The sequence below is a fragment of the Sulfurimonas sp. genome, from assembly GCF_028694895.1.
Classification (GTDB): Bacteria; Campylobacterota; Campylobacteria; order Campylobacterales; family Sulfurimonadaceae; genus Sulfurimonas.
In genome coordinates, this window is record NZ_JAQVKA010000027.1 from 1 (window position 1) to 17,975 (window position 17,975).

General features: G+C 34.5%; 15 protein-coding genes. 9 read left to right on the top strand and 6 right to left on the bottom strand.

Annotated elements, in window-relative coordinates; genetic code table 11:
* Window positions 1-1,363, top strand: a 1,363-nt coding sequence (locus PHI38_RS05060) for a S16 family serine protease (protein ID WP_299853504.1), incomplete at its 5' end; no start/stop codon positions are given.
* Here the strand turns inward: PHI38_RS05060 and PHI38_RS05065 are convergent.
* The 6 genes from PHI38_RS05065 to PHI38_RS05090 form a co-directional block, all read right to left on the bottom strand.
* On the bottom strand, window positions 1,360-1,734 hold the full coding sequence (locus tag PHI38_RS05065; protein WP_299853506.1) for a response regulator: 375 nt from the start codon (window positions 1,732-1,734) through the stop codon (window positions 1,360-1,362). The genes PHI38_RS05060 and PHI38_RS05065 overlap by 4 nt on opposite strands.
* A gap of 12 nt (window positions 1,735-1,746) precedes the next feature.
* A complete protein-coding gene (locus tag PHI38_RS05070; RefSeq protein WP_299853508.1) occupies window positions 1,747-4,959 on the bottom strand; it encodes an ATP-binding protein in 3,213 nt (1,070 codons plus the stop codon).
* Window positions 4,959-6,494 carry an Hpt domain-containing protein gene (locus PHI38_RS05075; RefSeq protein WP_299853510.1) on the bottom strand — a complete coding sequence of 512 codons (1,536 nt, stop codon included), beginning with the start codon at window positions 6,492-6,494 and terminating at the stop codon, window positions 4,959-4,961. Before PHI38_RS05075 ends, PHI38_RS05070 begins: the two co-directional genes overlap by 1 nt.
* 14 nt (window positions 6,495-6,508) lie before the next feature.
* Window positions 6,509-6,916, bottom strand: a complete 408-nt coding sequence (locus PHI38_RS05080; protein WP_299853512.1) for a PAS domain-containing protein — start codon at window positions 6,914-6,916, stop codon at window positions 6,509-6,511.
* Window positions 6,917-6,988: 72 nt separating this feature from the next.
* Window positions 6,989-8,791 carry an excinuclease ABC subunit UvrC gene (uvrC, locus tag PHI38_RS05085; protein WP_299853514.1) on the bottom strand — a complete coding sequence of 601 codons (1,803 nt, stop codon included), beginning with the start codon at window positions 8,789-8,791 and terminating at the stop codon, window positions 6,989-6,991.
* A complete protein-coding gene (locus PHI38_RS05090; protein WP_299853516.1) occupies window positions 8,781-9,146 on the bottom strand; it encodes a hypothetical protein in 366 nt (121 codons plus the stop codon). Before PHI38_RS05090 ends, uvrC begins: the two co-directional genes overlap by 11 nt.
* A gap of 108 nt (window positions 9,147-9,254) precedes the next feature.
* Between PHI38_RS05090 and PHI38_RS05095 the strand changes: the two genes are divergently transcribed.
* From PHI38_RS05095 to PHI38_RS05130, 8 genes are all read left to right on the top strand, one after another.
* On the top strand, window positions 9,255-9,398 hold the full coding sequence (locus PHI38_RS05095; protein ID WP_299853518.1) for a hypothetical protein: 144 nt from the start codon (window positions 9,255-9,257) through the stop codon (window positions 9,396-9,398).
* Window positions 9,395-10,846 (top strand): L-aspartate oxidase, encoded by a 1,452-nt coding sequence (nadB, locus tag PHI38_RS05100; RefSeq protein ID WP_299853520.1) that lies wholly within the window; start codon window positions 9,395-9,397, stop codon window positions 10,844-10,846. Before PHI38_RS05095 ends, nadB begins: the two co-directional genes overlap by 4 nt.
* Window positions 10,839-12,212 (top strand): sodium:proton antiporter NhaD, encoded by a 1,374-nt coding sequence (nhaD, locus tag PHI38_RS05105; RefSeq protein ID WP_299853522.1) that lies wholly within the window; start codon window positions 10,839-10,841, stop codon window positions 12,210-12,212. Before nadB ends, nhaD begins: the two co-directional genes overlap by 8 nt.
* 98 nt (window positions 12,213-12,310) lie before the next feature.
* On the top strand, window positions 12,311-13,861 hold the full coding sequence (guaA, locus tag PHI38_RS05110) for a glutamine-hydrolyzing GMP synthase (RefSeq protein WP_299853524.1): 1,551 nt from the start codon (window positions 12,311-12,313) through the stop codon (window positions 13,859-13,861).
* Between the two features lie 10 nt (window positions 13,862-13,871).
* Window positions 13,872-14,510 carry a uroporphyrinogen-III synthase gene (locus tag PHI38_RS05115; protein WP_299853525.1) on the top strand — a complete coding sequence of 213 codons (639 nt, stop codon included), beginning with the start codon at window positions 13,872-13,874 and terminating at the stop codon, window positions 14,508-14,510.
* Between the two features lie 312 nt (window positions 14,511-14,822).
* Window positions 14,823-16,103 carry a phosphoribosylamine--glycine ligase gene (purD, locus tag PHI38_RS05120; protein WP_299853527.1) on the top strand — a complete coding sequence of 427 codons (1,281 nt, stop codon included), beginning with the start codon at window positions 14,823-14,825 and terminating at the stop codon, window positions 16,101-16,103.
* Window positions 16,100-16,549: an RDD family protein gene (locus tag PHI38_RS05125; protein ID WP_299853529.1), complete on the top strand. Its 450-nt coding sequence runs from the start codon at window positions 16,100-16,102 to the stop codon at window positions 16,547-16,549. The genes purD and PHI38_RS05125 overlap by 4 nt, the downstream gene beginning before the upstream one ends.
* A partial coding sequence (locus PHI38_RS05130; protein ID WP_367182602.1) for an LPS-assembly protein LptD occupies window positions 16,542-17,975 on the top strand: 1,434 nt, incomplete at its 3' end. The genes PHI38_RS05125 and PHI38_RS05130, both read left to right, overlap by 8 nt.

Here is a 17,975-nt window from a genome sequence, read left to right on the forward strand (position 1 = left end):
ACGCCTATCGGACGGGCATGGAGTATGCGCTCCGCGACATCATCCCGTTCCTACCGGCGACCAGAGACTTCCTGGTCTACTACGCCGAGCAGGCTATCAAGCATCCTCCCTTGGGGCTGGCCCTGATGAGGGTACAAGACATGCCCGACCAGGACATAGAAGAACATATGTTGGAGCAATGCCTGGGCGAATTGTTCAAGGTTTAATTGATGCTAAAAAGATGAACCCGGTCGTTGTTTTAGATGAGATAGATAAAGTTGCAAAAACTGGAAGAGGCGATCCAACGGCTGCACTTTTGGAGATACTTGACCCAGAGCAAAACAGCGAATTTAGAGATTATTATCTTAACTTTAGTATTGATTTATCTAAAGTTATTTTTATAGCAACAGCAAATGATATAGGAAATATTCCAGCACCACTTCGCGATAGAATGGAGTTTATAGGTATTAGCTCATACACTCCTCAAGAAAAGCTTGAGATTGCTTTACGTTATCTTTTCCCGCAAGAGTTGAAAAAACATGGACTTAAAAAGTCAGAAGTAAGTATCTCTAAAGCAGCTCTTAAAGAGTTGATTCATAGTTATACTAGAGAAGCGGGGGTACGTAATCTTCGTCGCCGTATTGCAAATATGTCAAGAAAAGTTGCTCGCGAGATACTAGAGAAACCAGAAATTACAAAAGTATCTTTGAGTGTAAAAAATCTTAAAGATTATTTTGATAAAACAGTATTTGAGATAGAAAAAACAACAAGAGTTCCAGTTGTAGGCGTTGTTAATGGTCTTGCATGGACGGCTGTTGGCGGAGATGTCTTAAAAATAGAGAGTATCCGTATAAAAGGCAAAGGAAACATGCAATTAACTGGTAGCCTTGGGGAAGTTATGAAAGAGTCAGCAATTATCGCATATAGCGTTGTAAAGACTTTAATCGATACTAAAAAATTAAAGATAGATGATAAAAATATCCCACTTACTCCAACTGAGATAGAAGATAAGATAAAAATTGATTCTAGTGAAGTTTACAAGCGTTATGACTTGCATATACATGTTCCTGATGGTGCAACTCCAAAAGATGGGCCAAGCGCTGGTATCGCTTTAGTTAGTGCTATATCATCAATTTTAAGTGGTAGAAAAGTTCGCTCAGAAATTGCCATGACAGGAGAAGTTTCACTTAGTGGAGATGTACTACCTATTGGTGGGTTAAAAGAGAAACTTATTGCAGCTCATAAAGCTGATATGAGCAAAGTTTTAATTCCTATAAAAAATTATGAGAGAGATTTAGAAGATATTCCAAGTGAAGTTAGAGAATCTTTAGAGATTGTTGGAGTGAGTAGAGTTGAAGAGGTTCTTAGTCACATTCTAGTTTAAACTAGAAGTGATTCCATTCTCTCAGCTAGTTCATTACTTCTAATAGGCTTCATTAAAAAGCTATTTGCGCCTAATTCTAACGCTTCTGTTTTTTTAGTCTCGTCTGTTGTAAGTACAATGATCGGGATTTGCACAATATTTTCATCTGAACGGACAACCTTTAGAACTTCTAATCCATTCATAATAGGCATAATTATATCTAAGAGGACAAGATTAATATCTTTTCTAGATTTAATATAAGCAACAGCATCTTCCCCATTTTTAGCCTCTATAACTTCTTTAATATCTGGGTTTTTCATTAACATTGATTTTAAAAGTTTGAGATTTATTAAATCATCATCTACTGCTAATATCACTAATTCTTTTGACATCTATTTTCCTCTTTAGGCATATTTTTTAAATAAAGCTTTTAATGAATCTTTATTTACAATATTATTAATGATTTCATCAACATGTTCTATGTGCTCTTTAGCATTTTTTTGTATAGAATCATCAACTAATACAACATGAGATTCAAGTTTATTTGAATCACTTAATTTTCTAATACTTGAAGCGATTTGTGCAACATCCAAATCGTTATACTCTTTATCAAAAAGAACGACTTTATAAGAGTAATTATTGATTAGTTCTTTAAAATCTATCAAAGATGAAGCAACTTCATATGTTAAACCACCAATTGATTCGATAACTTTAGTATATAATCTTGTTTCAAATGTACTTTTTTTAGCAATAAGTATATCTGCTCTATACTCAGTATGAAGCGTGTGATGCTGAGCAGATTCATCAATCTTATCTATCAATATTTCTTGTAAATCTGAAGTTTTTATATCTTGAGTGGGCTCTTTTTTTAACTCATCTACTTCAACAATAAAATCAGCTAAGAACATATTTAAAACAGAGATTATCTCAGTTCTTACAAGAGGTTTTGTAGTGTACTCATCTAAGCCAGCTGATAAAAACTTCTCTCTATCGCCTTTTAGTGCATTAGCTGTAAGAGCAACAATAGGAATATGTGCTTGTCCATAATCCTCTTCCCACTCTAAAATTTCAGCAGTGGCCTCAACACCATCAAGAAATGGCATTTGAATATCCATAAATATTAGATCAAACTTTCCATCTTTTCTTTTTTGAAAAGCGTCAAGACCGTTATTTGCTATGGTTACATTTAAGCCTAAATCTTCTAACGTTCTTTGGATGAGTTTTTGGTTGATTATATTGTCCTCTGCAACTAAAACATCGGCCACAAATTTTGACTTGTTAAGGTCAAATTTTTTACGTGATTGTTTTTTTGTAACTTGTGTTGTGCTATTTGAAAGAACATAGTTTTCAAGTATCTGCTTTATTTTTGATGAGTGGATTGGCTCATATAAAATTTTAAAGATATTCAATCCTAGAGAGTCTACTCTCTTCATCAGATTTGATTTTGTTAACACAATTAGTTCTTGTGGAAGTTTAGATAGTTCGCGAAGCGTCTCTTCATCTGTGTAGTCGTAATCTATAAAGATAAGATCATATTTATTCTCTTTTGAGAGAAGCTCTATCTTGTCTATCTCTTTAAATGTTGTGTAGCCTACGCCATAAAAATCAAGATACTCTCTTAAGTATTTGTCCTGTTTTTTTATTTTTATAGAATCACTTAAAATAAGAGCTTTTAATGTACTAAAGTTACCTTTAGAAGTCTCATTTAGTGTCTCTACCTCTTCAAAATCAAGAGTAAAGAAGAAAGTAGTGCCTTCTCCTATTTTACTCTCTAAATCAAGTTGCCCACCCATAAGCTCAACAAAATTACTAGAGATTGTAAGCCCAAGACCAGTCCCTCCATACTTACGAGTAATAGAAGTATCTGCTTGAGAGAATGCTTCAAAAATTTTAGATTTTTGCTCACTTGTTACACCGATACCACTATCTTGAATCTCAAATCTAACTCTTGTTTTTCCAACTTCATCGGATTTGATTTTTCTAATATTTACATTGATAGAACCAGCGTTATTTGTGAACTTTACAGCGTTTGAAAGAAGATTAATGATAACCTCTTTAAGTTTTGTAGGGTCTCCCTTTAGCGGAAATTCAAGTGTTGGATCAATAAAACAACCAAGGTTGATATGTTTTTCGCTTGCGCGAACTGCATAAACTTCAACTGCACTCTCAAACTCTACTATAGGGTTGAATGCAATGTGTTCAATTTCAAGTTTATTGCTCTCAATTTTAGAGAGGTCAAGAATATTATTGATAATTTCAAGAAGATTCTCAGAGCTTTTTTCAATGATATCAACAAATTCGCTTTGCTCTTCTTGAAGTCCAGAATCTTTAAGAAGCTCGGTAAATCCAACGATACCATTTAGAGGAGTTCTAATTTCATGTGACATGTTTGCCAAGAACATAGATTTTGCTTCACTTGCTTCTTGAGCTGATATCTTATCTCTTTTTGTTTGTTCAATAATGTCTTCTAAGAGCTCATACGCTAGGTCTGTACCTTGAGCAGTATGTAGATTTATTTTTCTATCTTTGGAGTCGTAATCTCCAGCAACTTTTTCTAATACGCTCTCGAGGTTTTTAATATTTTTTGCAATTTCATTAGATAATATATAGCCCAAAATTGCAAGTACGATAGCTACAAACCAAACTGTAAATGTACCAATTAGAATTTGAAGAGACTCCTCTTGTACTTTTTGAGCTCTTGTGTTCATAGCATTTAAGAGTACCTCTTCTGCTTGAGAGATAATATTGATTTTCTCTGAGAGCATAGTAAACCAAACTCCAGAGCTGATATCATATTCACCACTTGCAGCAACTGAAATAATTGCAGTTCGCTCACTATTAATCTCTTCAAAGAGTTCTATACTATCTTCATTTTTAAAAAGCTTATCTAAACTACTAACAAGAGTTTTGTTTTGTATAGCGTCATAGTTTATTGCATCTGCTTTACCAATAAGAGAGATCCATTCGTTTAAGTCATCATTTTCAAGCTCTGCTGATCGAGAAATAATGTATGCCATATATCCTCTCTCAATACCAGAAGCTTCTTTAGCGTTAACCATAGCGATATAAAGCGAGTAGAGCTCATTTACCTCTTTGTCTATTTGATTTTCTGTAATTTGTTCAAGCTGTTTGATGAAAGTTTTTTGAGCTTGACCATAAACATCAATAAACATCTCTTCAAATTCTATATTATTATTATCTACGAGAGGTCTTACTGACTTTATTTTTGCAATAGCTGCGATAACGTTATCTACGTTATTGCATGCAAGACATGTTAGTTTGTCGCCGTCGTTTGTATGTGTATGAAGGCGCTTGTTGTTTTGCGCGTATTGAAGATAAGCTTCTACTTTTTCATCAACAACTTTTCTCTGTTCATGAAGAGATTTAAGAATATTTTCTGTCTTGTTTCCAAGATACATAGCACTCATACCACGTTCACGAGCAATATTACTTACAGTTTCGTTAAGGTGTTTATTTTGATCTAGTCTCTCTTGTAGTTGTTCTGCTGCGTTAAATCCAAGAAAAGAGTCATAAACATAGTAACTTGTCATCGCAAAGAGCACAACTATCGGTAAAAGACTTATAAGTCTTAGTCTATTTTTTAATCCAAATTGCATTATTTAACCTCTGCTTCTGAGATGAGATTAAGTGCTAAGATGATATTTTTTATATTTTCTTCAACCTCATTTATGTTAGTTGAGCTAATTATGCTATCTAGGTAAATATCAAAATCATGAACCCTCATATTTTCGCTCATACCTTTTAGTTTCTTGGCACTGTTTTTACACTCATCTAAATTTTTGCTCTTTAAAGACTTATTCAAGGCCTTAGTAATAGCTTTTGTTTCTATGAGGTAGTCATCAAAGAGTTCATTAAAACTATCTATACTGAGTCCTATATCATGAGCCACTTTTGTTTTATCATAGTGTGAAGTTGTTGATAATGAATTATTTTGTGCTTTGTCATCACTTGAGAGTTCATCCTCTATAAGGAGTTCATCATTTTTTAAATCAGTTGATAGTTCTAAAAAAGGATCATCTGCCATCTCAGGAGCCTCTATAAAATCATGAACATCTAAGTCTAAAACTTCATCATGATTACGAGATGGTAATTCATTTTTAATGGATATTATAAAGTCATCCTCAATTTCTTCTTTTTTAGGAGTATGAAGAGGTATGTTCTCTTGAGTATCTTTTTTTGATAATTTATTTATGATGCTATAAAATCTGTCAAGATTTTTTTGGATATCGTATTCGTCATGAGACGAATTTACGATAGTTAATGCATCAAGTGCATCTTCGATTCTGAGGTTTGCCGCAACACCTTTAAGCTTATGAGATTGAATTTTTAAATGATCCATATTCCCTTCGGTTAAAGAGTTATATAGATCTTCTTTAAAGCTATTTGCTTGTGCTATAAAATCTTGAATAAACTCTTCTACTAAATCTATAGGCAACCCAAGTTCATCAGAAGCTACATGAGGATCATAAGAGTAGCCTGAAAAAGCCGAATCATCATCTTCTATAAAATCATGACTTAGCTCAGCTAATGGTACTTTTACTTTCTCTTTAACAATAGGTTCAGCTTTAACGCTTATAGTAGGCTCAGAGATTAGATCTTGCGCCTGAATTTCTAAATCATGTGATTTTACTAAAGGAGCATAGTCTACTTCATTAACGCTCTGCTCATATGGATCTTTGATTATATTTGGGCTTAGATTTTCATAAATCGTTTCTTCTTTTTTCACTTTAGGAGTATGAGTAAGTTCTTGTGGCTCTTGTTGGGTTGAAGATGAAATTACTAGTTTCCCTTCTTGTGCTTGGGATAGAGATTTTAAGTTTATAAACTCTACTATAAAGGCTTTTTGTGTAGGATTTTCAAGAAGATAAATTATTTTAATTTGTATATTTGTAGAGTGGTTTTTACCTTTTACTTTAATGATTGCTTTTGAATCTGTAGTGCTTTCATTGCATAATATATAATCAATCCAGTGAACATGTTTAAAGTTATGAATAAAACCGGGTGATTTGACAAAGAGATCTGCAAAGTCAGCTGCTTCTTCTTGTAGCTCTACTATGCTTGAGAGAGAGAGGGCTTTTAAGTCAGCTTCATCAATTGCTATAAACTCTTTTTTATGGTTGTAAATTAACATATATATACCCTTTGTTATTGATTATTTGTAATATTATTAGATTCTTCATCGTCTTGAATATTTTTTCTAGGAGAAGGTTTGCTAACGGAAATATAACCAGTCATCTGTTCTTGTTTATTAAAAATAGGTGTTATTTCAATATCAATCCAGTAGAAACTTCCATCTTTTCGCATATTTTTTAACATGCCATTATATACTTGGCCACTTTTGAGGGTATTTTGCATCTTTTCATACGTAGAGGCGTGGACGTTAGGGTGTCTTAATATATCTATATTATTATTGACTAATTCATCAACACTATAGCCAGAGATTTCACAAAATTTTCTATTAACAAAAGTTATAATTCCATCTAAATCCGTTTGACTAATAGCCACTTTGCCTTCAAATATATACTCTTCATCTTTTGGTAGCATTTTGCTCATGTAAACCTCTGTGTAATATAGTTAAAAAATATATACTGGGCTAAATATATCATTAATAGTTTAAAGAAAAACTTATATATAACTATTTTTTATGATATTCGCATCTTTTGAGTTTAAAACCAAACTAATCTCCTCAACAGTGGCTGTCTTAAGAGCATCAAATGTGGTAAAATGATTTAACAACTTTACAATCTTTGCTTGAGAGATACCTTTTAATGTTAGTAATTTGCTCTCTTGATCAATTTTTAATTTTGTTTTTTTATGAAAATTTATAGCGCATCTGTGAGCTTCGTCTCTTAGCTTTTGAACAAAGTGGAGCCTTTTATCACTATCAAGAAGTTTAAAACTATCATCTTTTGAGTGCATGATATCTTTTGCCTTTCCTTTTGCACGATGCGCTTTTGCATCTACTTTCTCTTTGGCAATAGCTATTACATCTAAGTTTACGCCAGATGACTCTAAGATGGATAAAGCTAGGTTTAAAAGAGTACTTCCACCATCTAGTACCCATAAATCAGGTGGAGGGTTTTTTAGAAAACTCTCAACTCTCCGCACTAGCATCTCTCTCATTTGAGCGTATTCATCTCTTGCTTCAAGATGGTATATACGGTAACTTTTTTTATCAAACTTACCATTTTCAAAAACAGCCATCGCTCCAACAGTTGCGACTCCTGACATATGAGAGTTATCAAAAACTTCTACTCGAGAAGGAACTCTTTGAAGGCAAAAGAGCTCTTTTATATCATTTAAAATTCCACTATTACTCTCTTTAAGCTCTCCTTTAAGAAGCTCTGCTGCGTTTAGAAGTGCCAAATCTACAAGCTGTTTTCTCTTTCCTGTCTTTGGAACTTTGATATCTGCTTTTTTTTCAAAAATAGTGCTTAAGTAATCCTCTATGCTATCTTTGCCTTCAAACTCTGAGGCTATTAAAATTGGCGCAATTATAGGCGGTTTGCCATGAGAGTAAAACCCTATGATAGCTCTTTGATAAAGCTCATCTTCATCGTATCCTTCATGAAGCTGTATATAGTCATGAGAGGAAGATATTATTTTCCCCTCTCTCATAAATATTCTAACAACAACTGCTCTACTTTGAGAGTTTTTGATTACAAAAATATCATAGTTCTCATCACTTGCAAAATCTATCTCACTCTTAATCTCTGAGCGACTTATCCTCTCGCATCTATCGCGAAGCGCAGTTGCCTCTTCAAATCTTAAATTCTCAGCATAAAAAAACATCTTCTCTTGCAACTTTTTAATCAATGTTTTTTTATTTAAAATAAGCTCTTTTGCTAAATCTAGCTCTTTTTGATAATCCTCATCACTCACAGGTAGTTCACATGGACCCAGACATCTGCCTATCTGATGGTAAAGACATAATTTTTTTGACTTAAGAGAACCTTTTTTTTGTACAAGTGCGCAAAGTTCATAAATTGAGTCTAAGATATCACGCGCACCCACTGAAAAAGGACCATAATATTTAATATCTGGAGATTTTATGATTTTTCTCGTTATCTCAAATCTAGGATATTTTTGTGAGTTATCTATATAAATGTATGGATAAGTTTTATCATCACGAAGCAAAATATTATACTTTGGCATAAGCTGCTTGATAAGAGAGTTTTCTAAAATTAGTGCGTCATGTTCAGAGTTTACGACTATGTACTCTAAAGTATGAGTTTGAGAGATCATCTTTGCTATTCTGATAGAGAGGTTTGAGTTTGGTTTAAACTCTGGAGTAAAGTTAAAATAGCTCTTTACTCTTTTTGCTAAACTTTTTGCTTTTCCTACATAAAGAAGATGCCCATCTTTATCAAAATATTGATAGATTCCAGCCGAATCTGGAAGCTGTTTTACAATCTCTTTAAGAGTCATTACTTCTTATCTCTTTGATGATTTTTTGAATCTCTTTAGCCAGAGAGTTTAGCTTTTCATCTTTTATATCTATACTAAAATCACCACTTGAGCGCTCTTTATAGGTTTGAACTATATCTTTTAGTTCATCTTCTTGTACCTTTGGAGTATAAGTTACAAATGCTTTTATATCATCAAAGAGAATCTCCTCACACTCTTTGCACTCAGTAGGCGTATAGAACTTTAAAGCACTTTTAATGCTTTGTATATTATTATCAAATTCTTGTTTCCCAACGGGATGATTAAATACAAAAAATAGCGTTTTGTTTTTGATGTAAGCGAACTTAATCATTTTTTGTATAGGCGGAGTAAACATAGATTGGACTATTTTTATACATTTATAGTAAATTAGTTTAGAGAATTGAGGTCTGCTTTGAATAGAATTTATAATTTGACTAGCGTTTTTCATGTGGCAATTATAGCAATGTTTTTATTAAGTTTGAATGGATGTGGCTACAAGGCTAATCCTTACTATCTAGAAGATGCGCCAAAGGGCGATGATAATGTAAAATTCATCATCAAACAACCGCATAGCGACAATAACGAAAGCGACATCACAAATAGATGAAATATGATGTAATAATTGTAGGTGCTGGAGTTGCTGGCCTTTACGCTGCAATGCATATTCCAAAGAGCAAAAATGTTCTCATTATAAACAAAAGAGAGACTTTTAAGTGTAATAGCTTTTATGCTCAAGGCGGTATAGCTTTAGCAATAGATGCAGAGGATATTCCTTGTCATATACAAGATACGCTCGATGCCGGAGCTGGACTTTGCAGTGAAGAAGCTGTAAGAGTATTAAGTGAGAGTTCACGTGCAATCATTGATGATTTGATAGAGCGTGGATTTGAATTTGATAGAGATCCCAGCGGAAATCTTCTCTATACAAAAGAAGCTGCGCACTCAAAAGAGCGTATTTTGCACGCTGGCGGAGATGCTACTGGGCGTTATATGCACTATTTTTTACTACAGCAAAATCCACACCCAATGCTAACTGACGCAAGAGTGGTGGATCTGCTTATAAAAGATGGTGAATGTTACGGTGTTACTGTCCTTGATCATAGAGAGAGTAGAAATATATATGCAGATAATATAATCCTTGCAAGTGGTGGTGTTGGCTCTCTTTATGAGTTTCATACAAATGCACCATGCATAAGTGCTGATATGCAAGGCCTTTGTGTTATGAAAGGGATTGAGCTTAATGATATGGAGATGATGCAGTTTCATCCGACTGTATTTGTAGATAGTGATTCTGCTCAAAAACTTCTCTTAACAGAAGCGCTAAGAGGTGAGGGCGCTACAGTTGAGGATGAAAATGGGCGAAGATTTCTTTTTGACTATGATGAGAGAGGTGAGCTTGCTTCTAGAGATATTGTAAGTAAAGCTATCTATGATCACAACAAAAAAACAAAGATGCAGACATATCTCTCACTTAAAAATTTTGATCATGTTTATTTTACAAAACGATTCCCAAACCTATACAAAAGCCTTCAACTCTTAGGATACGATGTTCCTAAGCAAAGAGTTCCTATATCGCCAGCATTTCACTATGCAATAGGTGGAATTAAAACAGATGTTAATGGTGCAGTACCAAGCGTAAAATCACTTTATGCAATTGGCGAAGTTGCTTCGACTAAGGTTCATGGTGCAAATAGACTAGCATCAAATTCTCTACTAGAAGGACTTGTTTTTGGTAAACGTGCAGTAGAGCATCTTCTAAAGACAAAAAGTAGTAAAAAAGAGCTACGTTTTGAGGTTGGCAATGAAATCATGAGTCTAAAAGAAGATAAAGAGAAGAAAAATCTTCTGCGTCGTATTATGTGGGAGAACGTCTCTATTGTTAGAACAAAAAAAGGGCTTGAGCAGGCATTGCATCAAATCAATGCTCTTTTAAATGAAAAAATTGGTAAACTTCTCAAATTTCGTTTACTCACAGCAAGAGAGATTGTTCTTGGGGCATTAGCTAGAGATGAGTCTATAGGGGTACATTTTATACAAAAGGATGATAATGATTAAATTGTTAATTATTATGTTAAGTTTTAGTTTTGCGTATGCAAGTTCAGGAGAGTCTGTAAGCGCGCTTCCAGATTTAACTTTTACATGGGTTGGTTTTGCCTCTCTTATTATCTTTGTTATAGGTTACTATTTTGTTGCAGCAGAAGAGAAGTTTCATATAGATAAAGCCAAACCAGCGCTCTTTACTGGAACCTTTTTGTTTATATTAGTGGCACTTTATTATGCAATAAACGAAATGGATATGAACCTTGTTCATACACAAGTTGAGCATATTATCTTAGAGATTGCAGAGATTTTCTTCTTCTTATTTGTTGCTATGACCTTTATAGAGTCAATGATTCATATGCGCGTTTTTGATAGACTAAAATACAATCTTGTATCAAAAGGGTATAGCTATAGAAAGCTCTTTTGGGCAACAGGGTTTTTAGCGTTTTTCCTCTCACCAGTTGCAGACAACTTAACAACAGCTCTTATCCTCTCAACTGTTTTAATAACCATAGAGAGAAATAAAGCATCATTCTTAGTTCCTGGCGCTATAAACATTGTTGTAGCAGCAAATGCAGGAGGGGCTTGGAGTCCATTTGGAGATATTACAACCCTTATGGCATGGGCAGCAGGAAAGGCACCTTTTGTTGATTTTCTATTCCTTTTTCCAGCATCAATTGGAGGTTATCTTGTAACTGCGTACCTTCTTAGCAGATTTGTACCAGAAGATGTTCCTCCTTTTGATATATCAACTGAGCAAAAACCTGAGATGATGGTAGGCGCTAAGGTTGTTATGGGGCTTGGTGTATTTACAATCGTATGTGCAGTTTTTTCTCATCAAGTACTTCATCTTCCAGCTATGTGGGGTATGCTTTTTGGTCTATCGTTACTTAAACTATATGCTTACAGACTTAAAAAAGTTTATAACTCTGACTTTAATATCTTTCACTCTATTGCTAAGATTGAGAACAATACGCTTCTCTTTTTCTTTGGAATTTTAGCAGCGGTTGGTGCTCTTTACTTTGTTGGTTGGCTTGCCCTTGCTGCGGTTGTATATGATCCATCAGTACTCGGCCCAACTTGGTCAAATATAGGTGTTGGTTTCCTCTCAGCTATAGTGGACAACGTTCCTGTTATGTCTGCTGTTTTAAAAGCAAACCCAGATATGGGAGTTGATCAGTGGCTCTTAGTTACACTAACTGCTGGAATAGGTGGTTCACTTATCTCTTTTGGCTCCGCTGCAGGTGTTGGTGTTATGGGTAAACTTCCAGGAATATATACATTTGGCTCACACATGAGATACTCTTGGACCATACTTATAGGTTATATAGTTTCTGTATCTATTTGGTATGTTCAGTTTGAAATATTGGGCATATATTAAAGATTAAACAAACTTATTGTATCCTTTTGACATCAAAAGGGTACATACCCTCTTAACGCCACCTAGGCACTTCAAAACACTCCTTTAAAGGTAATCAAATGACAAATGTTAGCATTATAGTATTGGACTTCGGTTCTCAATATACTCAACTTATAGCTCGTCGCTTAAGAGAGGATAAAATCTATTGTGAAATTCTTCCATATCATACAAAAGTAGCAGATATCAAAGCAAAAAATCCTCAAGGTATTATTTTAAGTGGTGGTCCATCATCAGTTTATAACAAAGATGCTTATGAGGTTGATCAAGGTGTTTATGAGATGAAAATCCCAGTTCTTGGGATCTGTTATGGTATGCAAAGAATTGCTGCTGACTTTGGTGGAAGTGTTGTTCGCTCATCTCATCATGAGTATGGTAAAGCTGAACTTAAAATCTTAAATTTAGAGACAAATCCTTCACCACTTTTTAAAGATTGTGATGATGATAGAGTTGTTTGGATGAGTCATAGCGATAAAGTAGAGACTCTCCCAGAAGGGTTTGAGCCAATCGCAGTTTCTGCTAACTCGCCATACGCTGCTATCGCAAATGAAGAAAAACGTATCTATGCAATGCAGTATCACCCTGAAGTTCAACACTCTGAAGAGGGTTATTTGATGCTTCGTAACTTTGCAAGAAATATCTGCGGTGTTAGCGAAAAGTGGAAGATGGAACACTTCTTAAAAGAGCAGATTAAAAGTATTCGTGAGCGAGTTGGTAGTGGAAAAGTTCTATGTGGACTCAGTGGCGGAGTTGATAGCTCTGTTGTAGCAGCTATGCTTTATGAAGCAATCGGAGACCAACTAGTGCCTGTTTTTGTGGATAATGGGCTTCTTAGAAAAGGTGAGAGAGAGCAAGTTGAAGAGGTTTTTAAAATAAATCTTAAAGTGCCTCTTGTTGTAGTTGATGCGAGAGAAAGCTTTTTAAGTAAGCTAGCAGGTGTTAGTGACCCTGAAACAAAGAGAAAGATTATTGGGCATACATTTATAGAAGAGTTTGAAAAAGAGGCTAAAAAACATGATGGTATCAAGTTTTTAGCTCAAGGAACTCTTTATCCAGATGTGATTGAGTCTATCAGCGTTAATGGTCCCTCAGAAGTTATAAAATCACATCATAATGTTGGCGGATTACCAGACTGGATGGATTTTGAACTAATAGAGCCTTTAAGAGAACTCTTTAAAGATGAGGTTCGTAAGATAGGCCTAGAGCTTGGGCTTCCTGAGTCTATGATAAATCGCCACCCTTTCCCTGGGCCTGGACTTGCGATTCGTATTATGGGTGATGTAAATGAGCCTGATTTGACTCTACTTCGTGAAGCTGATGTTATCTTACTAGATGAGTTAAAGGCTAGTGGATATTATGCAAAAACTTGGCAAGCATTTGTAGTTTTATTAAATGTAAAATCTGTTGGAGTTATGGGTGATAACCGTACTTATGACAATACAGTTTGTGTAAGAGTTGTGGAAGCGGTTGATGGAATGACTGCAACGTTTGCTCATCTTCCACATGACCTCTTAGAGAGAATCAGTAGAAGAATCATCAATGAAGTAGATGGAATAAACCGCGTAGTTTACGATATAAGCTCAAAACCGCCTGCTACAATAGAGTGGGAGTAAAGAAGAGAATATGTCAAAAAATATCTATCTATTTGCTACTTCAAAGAACAAGTACGCAAATAGCATAAAGTCTTTGGATGTTAGATACTTAAAACCAGAAATTGATTTTTCAAAATATGAGTATCTTGTTATTACATCAAAACAGACAGTAAAAGCACTTGAACAGTATGGAAAAGAGAGCTTTATAAATATACCTGCGCTTTGTGTCTCTGATAAAACCGCCGACTCATATAGAGCTATTGGTGGTAAGATACTAGCTAGTGGAGATGGTTATGGTGATAATCTTATAAAATATATAAGAGAGTTGCCTCAAGATACTAAGTGGCTTTATCTTAGAGCTGAGCTTATAGCTTCAAGTTTTGTTCAAATGGCAAAAGAAGAAGGGTATAGTATAGATGAGAAGATACTCTATGTGAGTGAGTGTTCTAAAGAGATATTAGATGTAAGAGTAGAAGATGACTCAACGCTAATCTTTACCTCTCCATCTTCTATTGAGTGTTTTTTAAAAAATAATACAATTCATCCAGATGCAAAAATCATAGTGATTGGTACAACAACAGCTGCTTGTTTACCAAAAGGGATAAAGTATATAATTAGTGAGAGTACCTCTGTAGAGAGCTGTATTGAGCTCGCATTGAGCACGAAATAGCACTTTACAAATAAAATCAAGAATTATTTTGTATAATAGTACCAATAGTCTGGGTGGTTCGATATATCGCCTAATGAGGGTTCTACATTTTCAATTTGCGAATTAGTAGTGCTCTTGTGTGTTGGTGTTGTCGTTTGAGATACGTTGACTCTGTCGAGATAATATCGCCGATAAAGAGTACTCTCTTCGCCCAAATACGGCTTTTAGAACCAAGCCAATTGCGAGACGGCCACTCGGACTATTTAAAAAAATATCTGTTTAAAATATTTTGATATTTCAAGTAGATGTTTTTAACTTATTTTTGGAGCGTTAATGAAGATTTTAATATTAGGTAGCGGTGGTAGGGAGTACTCTATTGCTCGCGCAATTTTAAATGAAGATAAGGCTCATGAACTTTTTTTTATGCCAGGAAACGGAGCAACTTCTTCTCTTGGAAAAAATATAAATATTAAAGATTATAACGACCTAGTGCTTTTTGCTAAACAAAATGAAATTGAACTTACTATCGTCGGGCCTGAAGCACCGTTGGTTGATGGTGTTGTAGATATATTTAAGGCAAATAATCTTGTGATATTTGGACCAACTAAGGCGGCTGCACAGCTTGAAGGCTCAAAAGTATATATGAAAAACTTTTTAGCAAAATATAATATCCCAACAGCTCGTTATATTGAAACAGATTCAATAGAAGAAGCATTTAGATTTGCAGAGAAATTACAAACTCCAATAGTTGTAAAAGCTGATGGTTTATGTGGCGGTAAAGGCGTGATTATTGCGCAAAGTCATGATGAGGCAAAAGTTGCGATTTCAGAGATGCTAAGTGGAAAAAGCTTTGGTGATGCTGGAAAAAAAGTCATAATAGAAGAGTTTTTAGATGGATATGAACTCTCTATGTTTGCGGTTTGTGATGGAGAGGATTATATACTCCTTCCAGCAGCGCAAGATCATAAAAGATTAAAAGATAATGATGAGGGACCAAACACTGGTGGAATGGGTGCTTATGCTCCTACTCCTTTAGTAAATGAAGATCTTTATCAAAAAGTAAGAGATAGAATAATTCGCCCAACGCTTGATGGAATGAAGCAAGAGGGTGCTCCATTTGAAGGAGTCCTTTTTATCGGCGTTATGGTTGTAAAAGGTGAGCCAATTACACTAGAGTTTAATGTTCGTTTTGGAGACCCTGAATGTGAGATACTTATGCCTCTTATGACTTCAAGTGTGAGCGATATGTTCTATAAAGCTGCTACAAATAGACTCGGCGAGATAAAAGTAGAATTTTCAAATCAGTTTGCAGTTGGTGTTGTTATGGCAAGTGCAAACTATCCATACTCAAATTCAACTCCTGCTGAGATAATAGTTGATACTGTTCATCATGAGACAATAGAAAAATATACTCATATCTCTTATGCAGGAGTTAGTATGGTTGATGGTACGCTATACGCTGATGGCGGACGAGTTTTAGTATGTGTTGGTTTGGGAGATACTATAAAAGAAGCAAGAGATAGAGCATATCTTAGATGTGGACAAGTTCATTATGCTGGTAAAAAACTCCGTACAGATATAGCTTATCAAGCTCTTTTTAAAGAAGTAAAGTGAACGAAGAAATACAAGATAGACTTCACCGAGAGGGGATGCAATTAGCATCAATTAAAAAAAGATCAATGGCCTTTTTTGTAGATGAGATGCTTCTCTCTTTTTTACTTATAATGGGACTTGGAGACTCATTTCTTGAGGCTAAAACACTTGAAGATATGATTTTACTAACAAATAAATTCTTCTTAGAGTATATGGCTGTAAAAATTATATACCAAGCATTTTTTGTAATGCAATATGGTGCAACTCTTGGAAAACTTCTTTTAAAAATCAGAGTAGTAGAGGTAAAAACACTGCAAAAACCAAATGTGATTGTATCTTTAAATCGTGCAATTGTTAGGGTAATAAGTGAGACACTATTTTATCTTGGATTTTTATGGGGTGTGCTTGATCCATCACGACAAACTTGGCATGATAAAAGTGCTAAAACGTTGGTAGTAGATGCTTAAATTTTTTATTTTTATAACACTCTTAGTTGCTAGTGCCGTCGCACAAGATATTAAGAATAACGACAAAGTGGAAGTATATGCCACGACAATGGATACAATAGACAATATTGTAATTGCAAAAGGGGATGTTGTTGTCATTTATCAAGACTATCATCTAAGTGCAAAGAGAGCGCGTTATGATAGAGATAGTGGTGATTTAGAACTATTTGAAAATATTAGAGCTTCCCAAGGAGAAAATATTAAGCTCCTAGGAGAATATGCTAAGCTTAATATTGCAAACAAAGAGAGAACATTTACACCATTTTTTATGCTCGAGAAGACCTCTGATGTCTGGCTCAGTGGTGATAAAGGGTTCTCAAAAGAAAAAGACATAGACGTTACTTCTGGAGTTATGAGTGGATGTGATCCAAATAATCCTCTGTGGAAGATGGAGTTTACATCTTCAGAATATAACACAGATACAATGTGGCTAAATCTATATAATGCAAGACTCTATCTTTATGACATACCTGTTTTTTATACACCATATTTTGGTTATTCACTAGATACAACAAGAAGAACAGGCCTTTTACCTCCAATGATTGGATATTCTGAAAAAGAAGGCTTCTACTATGAACAGGCACTCTTTATTGCAGAGCAAAATTGGTGGGATTTAGAGCTAAAGCCACAAGTAAGAACAAACCGTGGTTCAGGGCTTTATTCTACATTTAGATTTGTTGATAGCAAAACTTCAAAAGGTTCTCTTACTGCTGGTTATTTTAAGGAAAAAGAGAGATATTTTCAAGAGAGTGAATTAGCAAATAAAAAACATTATGGTTTTAATTTTTTATATGATAATAATGATTTTATAAATCAATGGTTTGGAACAAATCTTAAAGGCCAATCTGGTGCTTATATGGATATAGTTAACATGAATGATGTTGATTATATAAACTTATCTACAAATGATACAACTCAAAATGCTACAACAACACAGCTTATCTCAAGAATAAATCTATTTTATAATACAGATAATGATTACATAGGTGCCTATTTTAAGCATTATAAAGACTTGACAGTTGATAGTAACGAGAAGACGCTTCAGAGTCTTCCTGCTCTTCATTATCATACTTATTTAGAAACTTTCTTAGATGATCATCTCTCTTATAGTCTTGATGTAAAAAGTGACAACTATTACAGACAAGTTGGTGTAAGTGCTGTTCAAACTGACGTAAATATACCAATAACTCTTCATACATCACTCTTTGATGAGTACTTAAATGTATCATATACAGCTAACATGTACGCTCAGCATACAACGTTTAAAAATAAAAGTGAAATATCCGCACCATCAAAGGAGTATGATGATGGTGTTTTTGCTAGAAATTATCATCAATTTAATGCTTCAACACAACTAACACGTGCATATGATGAACTAACGCATGTT

Excerpts from the sequence above, each read along its gene's own strand:
- PHI38_RS05065 (WP_299853506.1), bottom strand. The coding sequence starts at position 1,734 with ATGTCAAAAGAATTAGTGATATTAGCAGTAGATGATGATTTAATAAAT.
- uvrC (WP_299853514.1), bottom strand. The coding sequence starts at position 8,791 with ATGACTCTTAAAGAGATTGTAAAACAGCTTCCAGATTCGGCTGGAATC.
- PHI38_RS05090 (WP_299853516.1), bottom strand. The coding sequence starts at position 9,146 with ATGTTTACTCCGCCTATACAAAAAATGATTAAGTTCGCTTACATCAAA.
- nadB (WP_299853520.1), top strand. The coding sequence starts at position 9,395 with ATGAAATATGATGTAATAATTGTAGGTGCTGGAGTTGCTGGCCTTTAC.
- guaA (WP_299853524.1), top strand. The coding sequence starts at position 12,311 with ATGACAAATGTTAGCATTATAGTATTGGACTTCGGTTCTCAATATACT.
- PHI38_RS05115 (WP_299853525.1), top strand. The coding sequence starts at position 13,872 with ATGTCAAAAAATATCTATCTATTTGCTACTTCAAAGAACAAGTACGCA.
- nhaD (WP_299853522.1), top strand. The coding sequence starts at position 10,839 with ATGATTAAATTGTTAATTATTATGTTAAGTTTTAGTTTTGCGTATGCA.
- purD (WP_299853527.1), top strand. The coding sequence starts at position 14,823 with ATGAAGATTTTAATATTAGGTAGCGGTGGTAGGGAGTACTCTATTGCT.
- PHI38_RS05080 (WP_299853512.1), bottom strand. The coding sequence starts at position 6,916 with ATGAGCAAAATGCTACCAAAAGATGAAGAGTATATATTTGAAGGCAAA.
- PHI38_RS05070 (WP_299853508.1), bottom strand. The coding sequence starts at position 4,959 with ATGCAATTTGGATTAAAAAATAGACTAAGACTTATAAGTCTTTTACCG.
- PHI38_RS05075 (WP_299853510.1), bottom strand. The coding sequence starts at position 6,494 with ATGTTAATTTACAACCATAAAAAAGAGTTTATAGCAATTGATGAAGCT.
- PHI38_RS05095 (WP_299853518.1), top strand. The coding sequence starts at position 9,255 with ATGTTTTTATTAAGTTTGAATGGATGTGGCTACAAGGCTAATCCTTAC.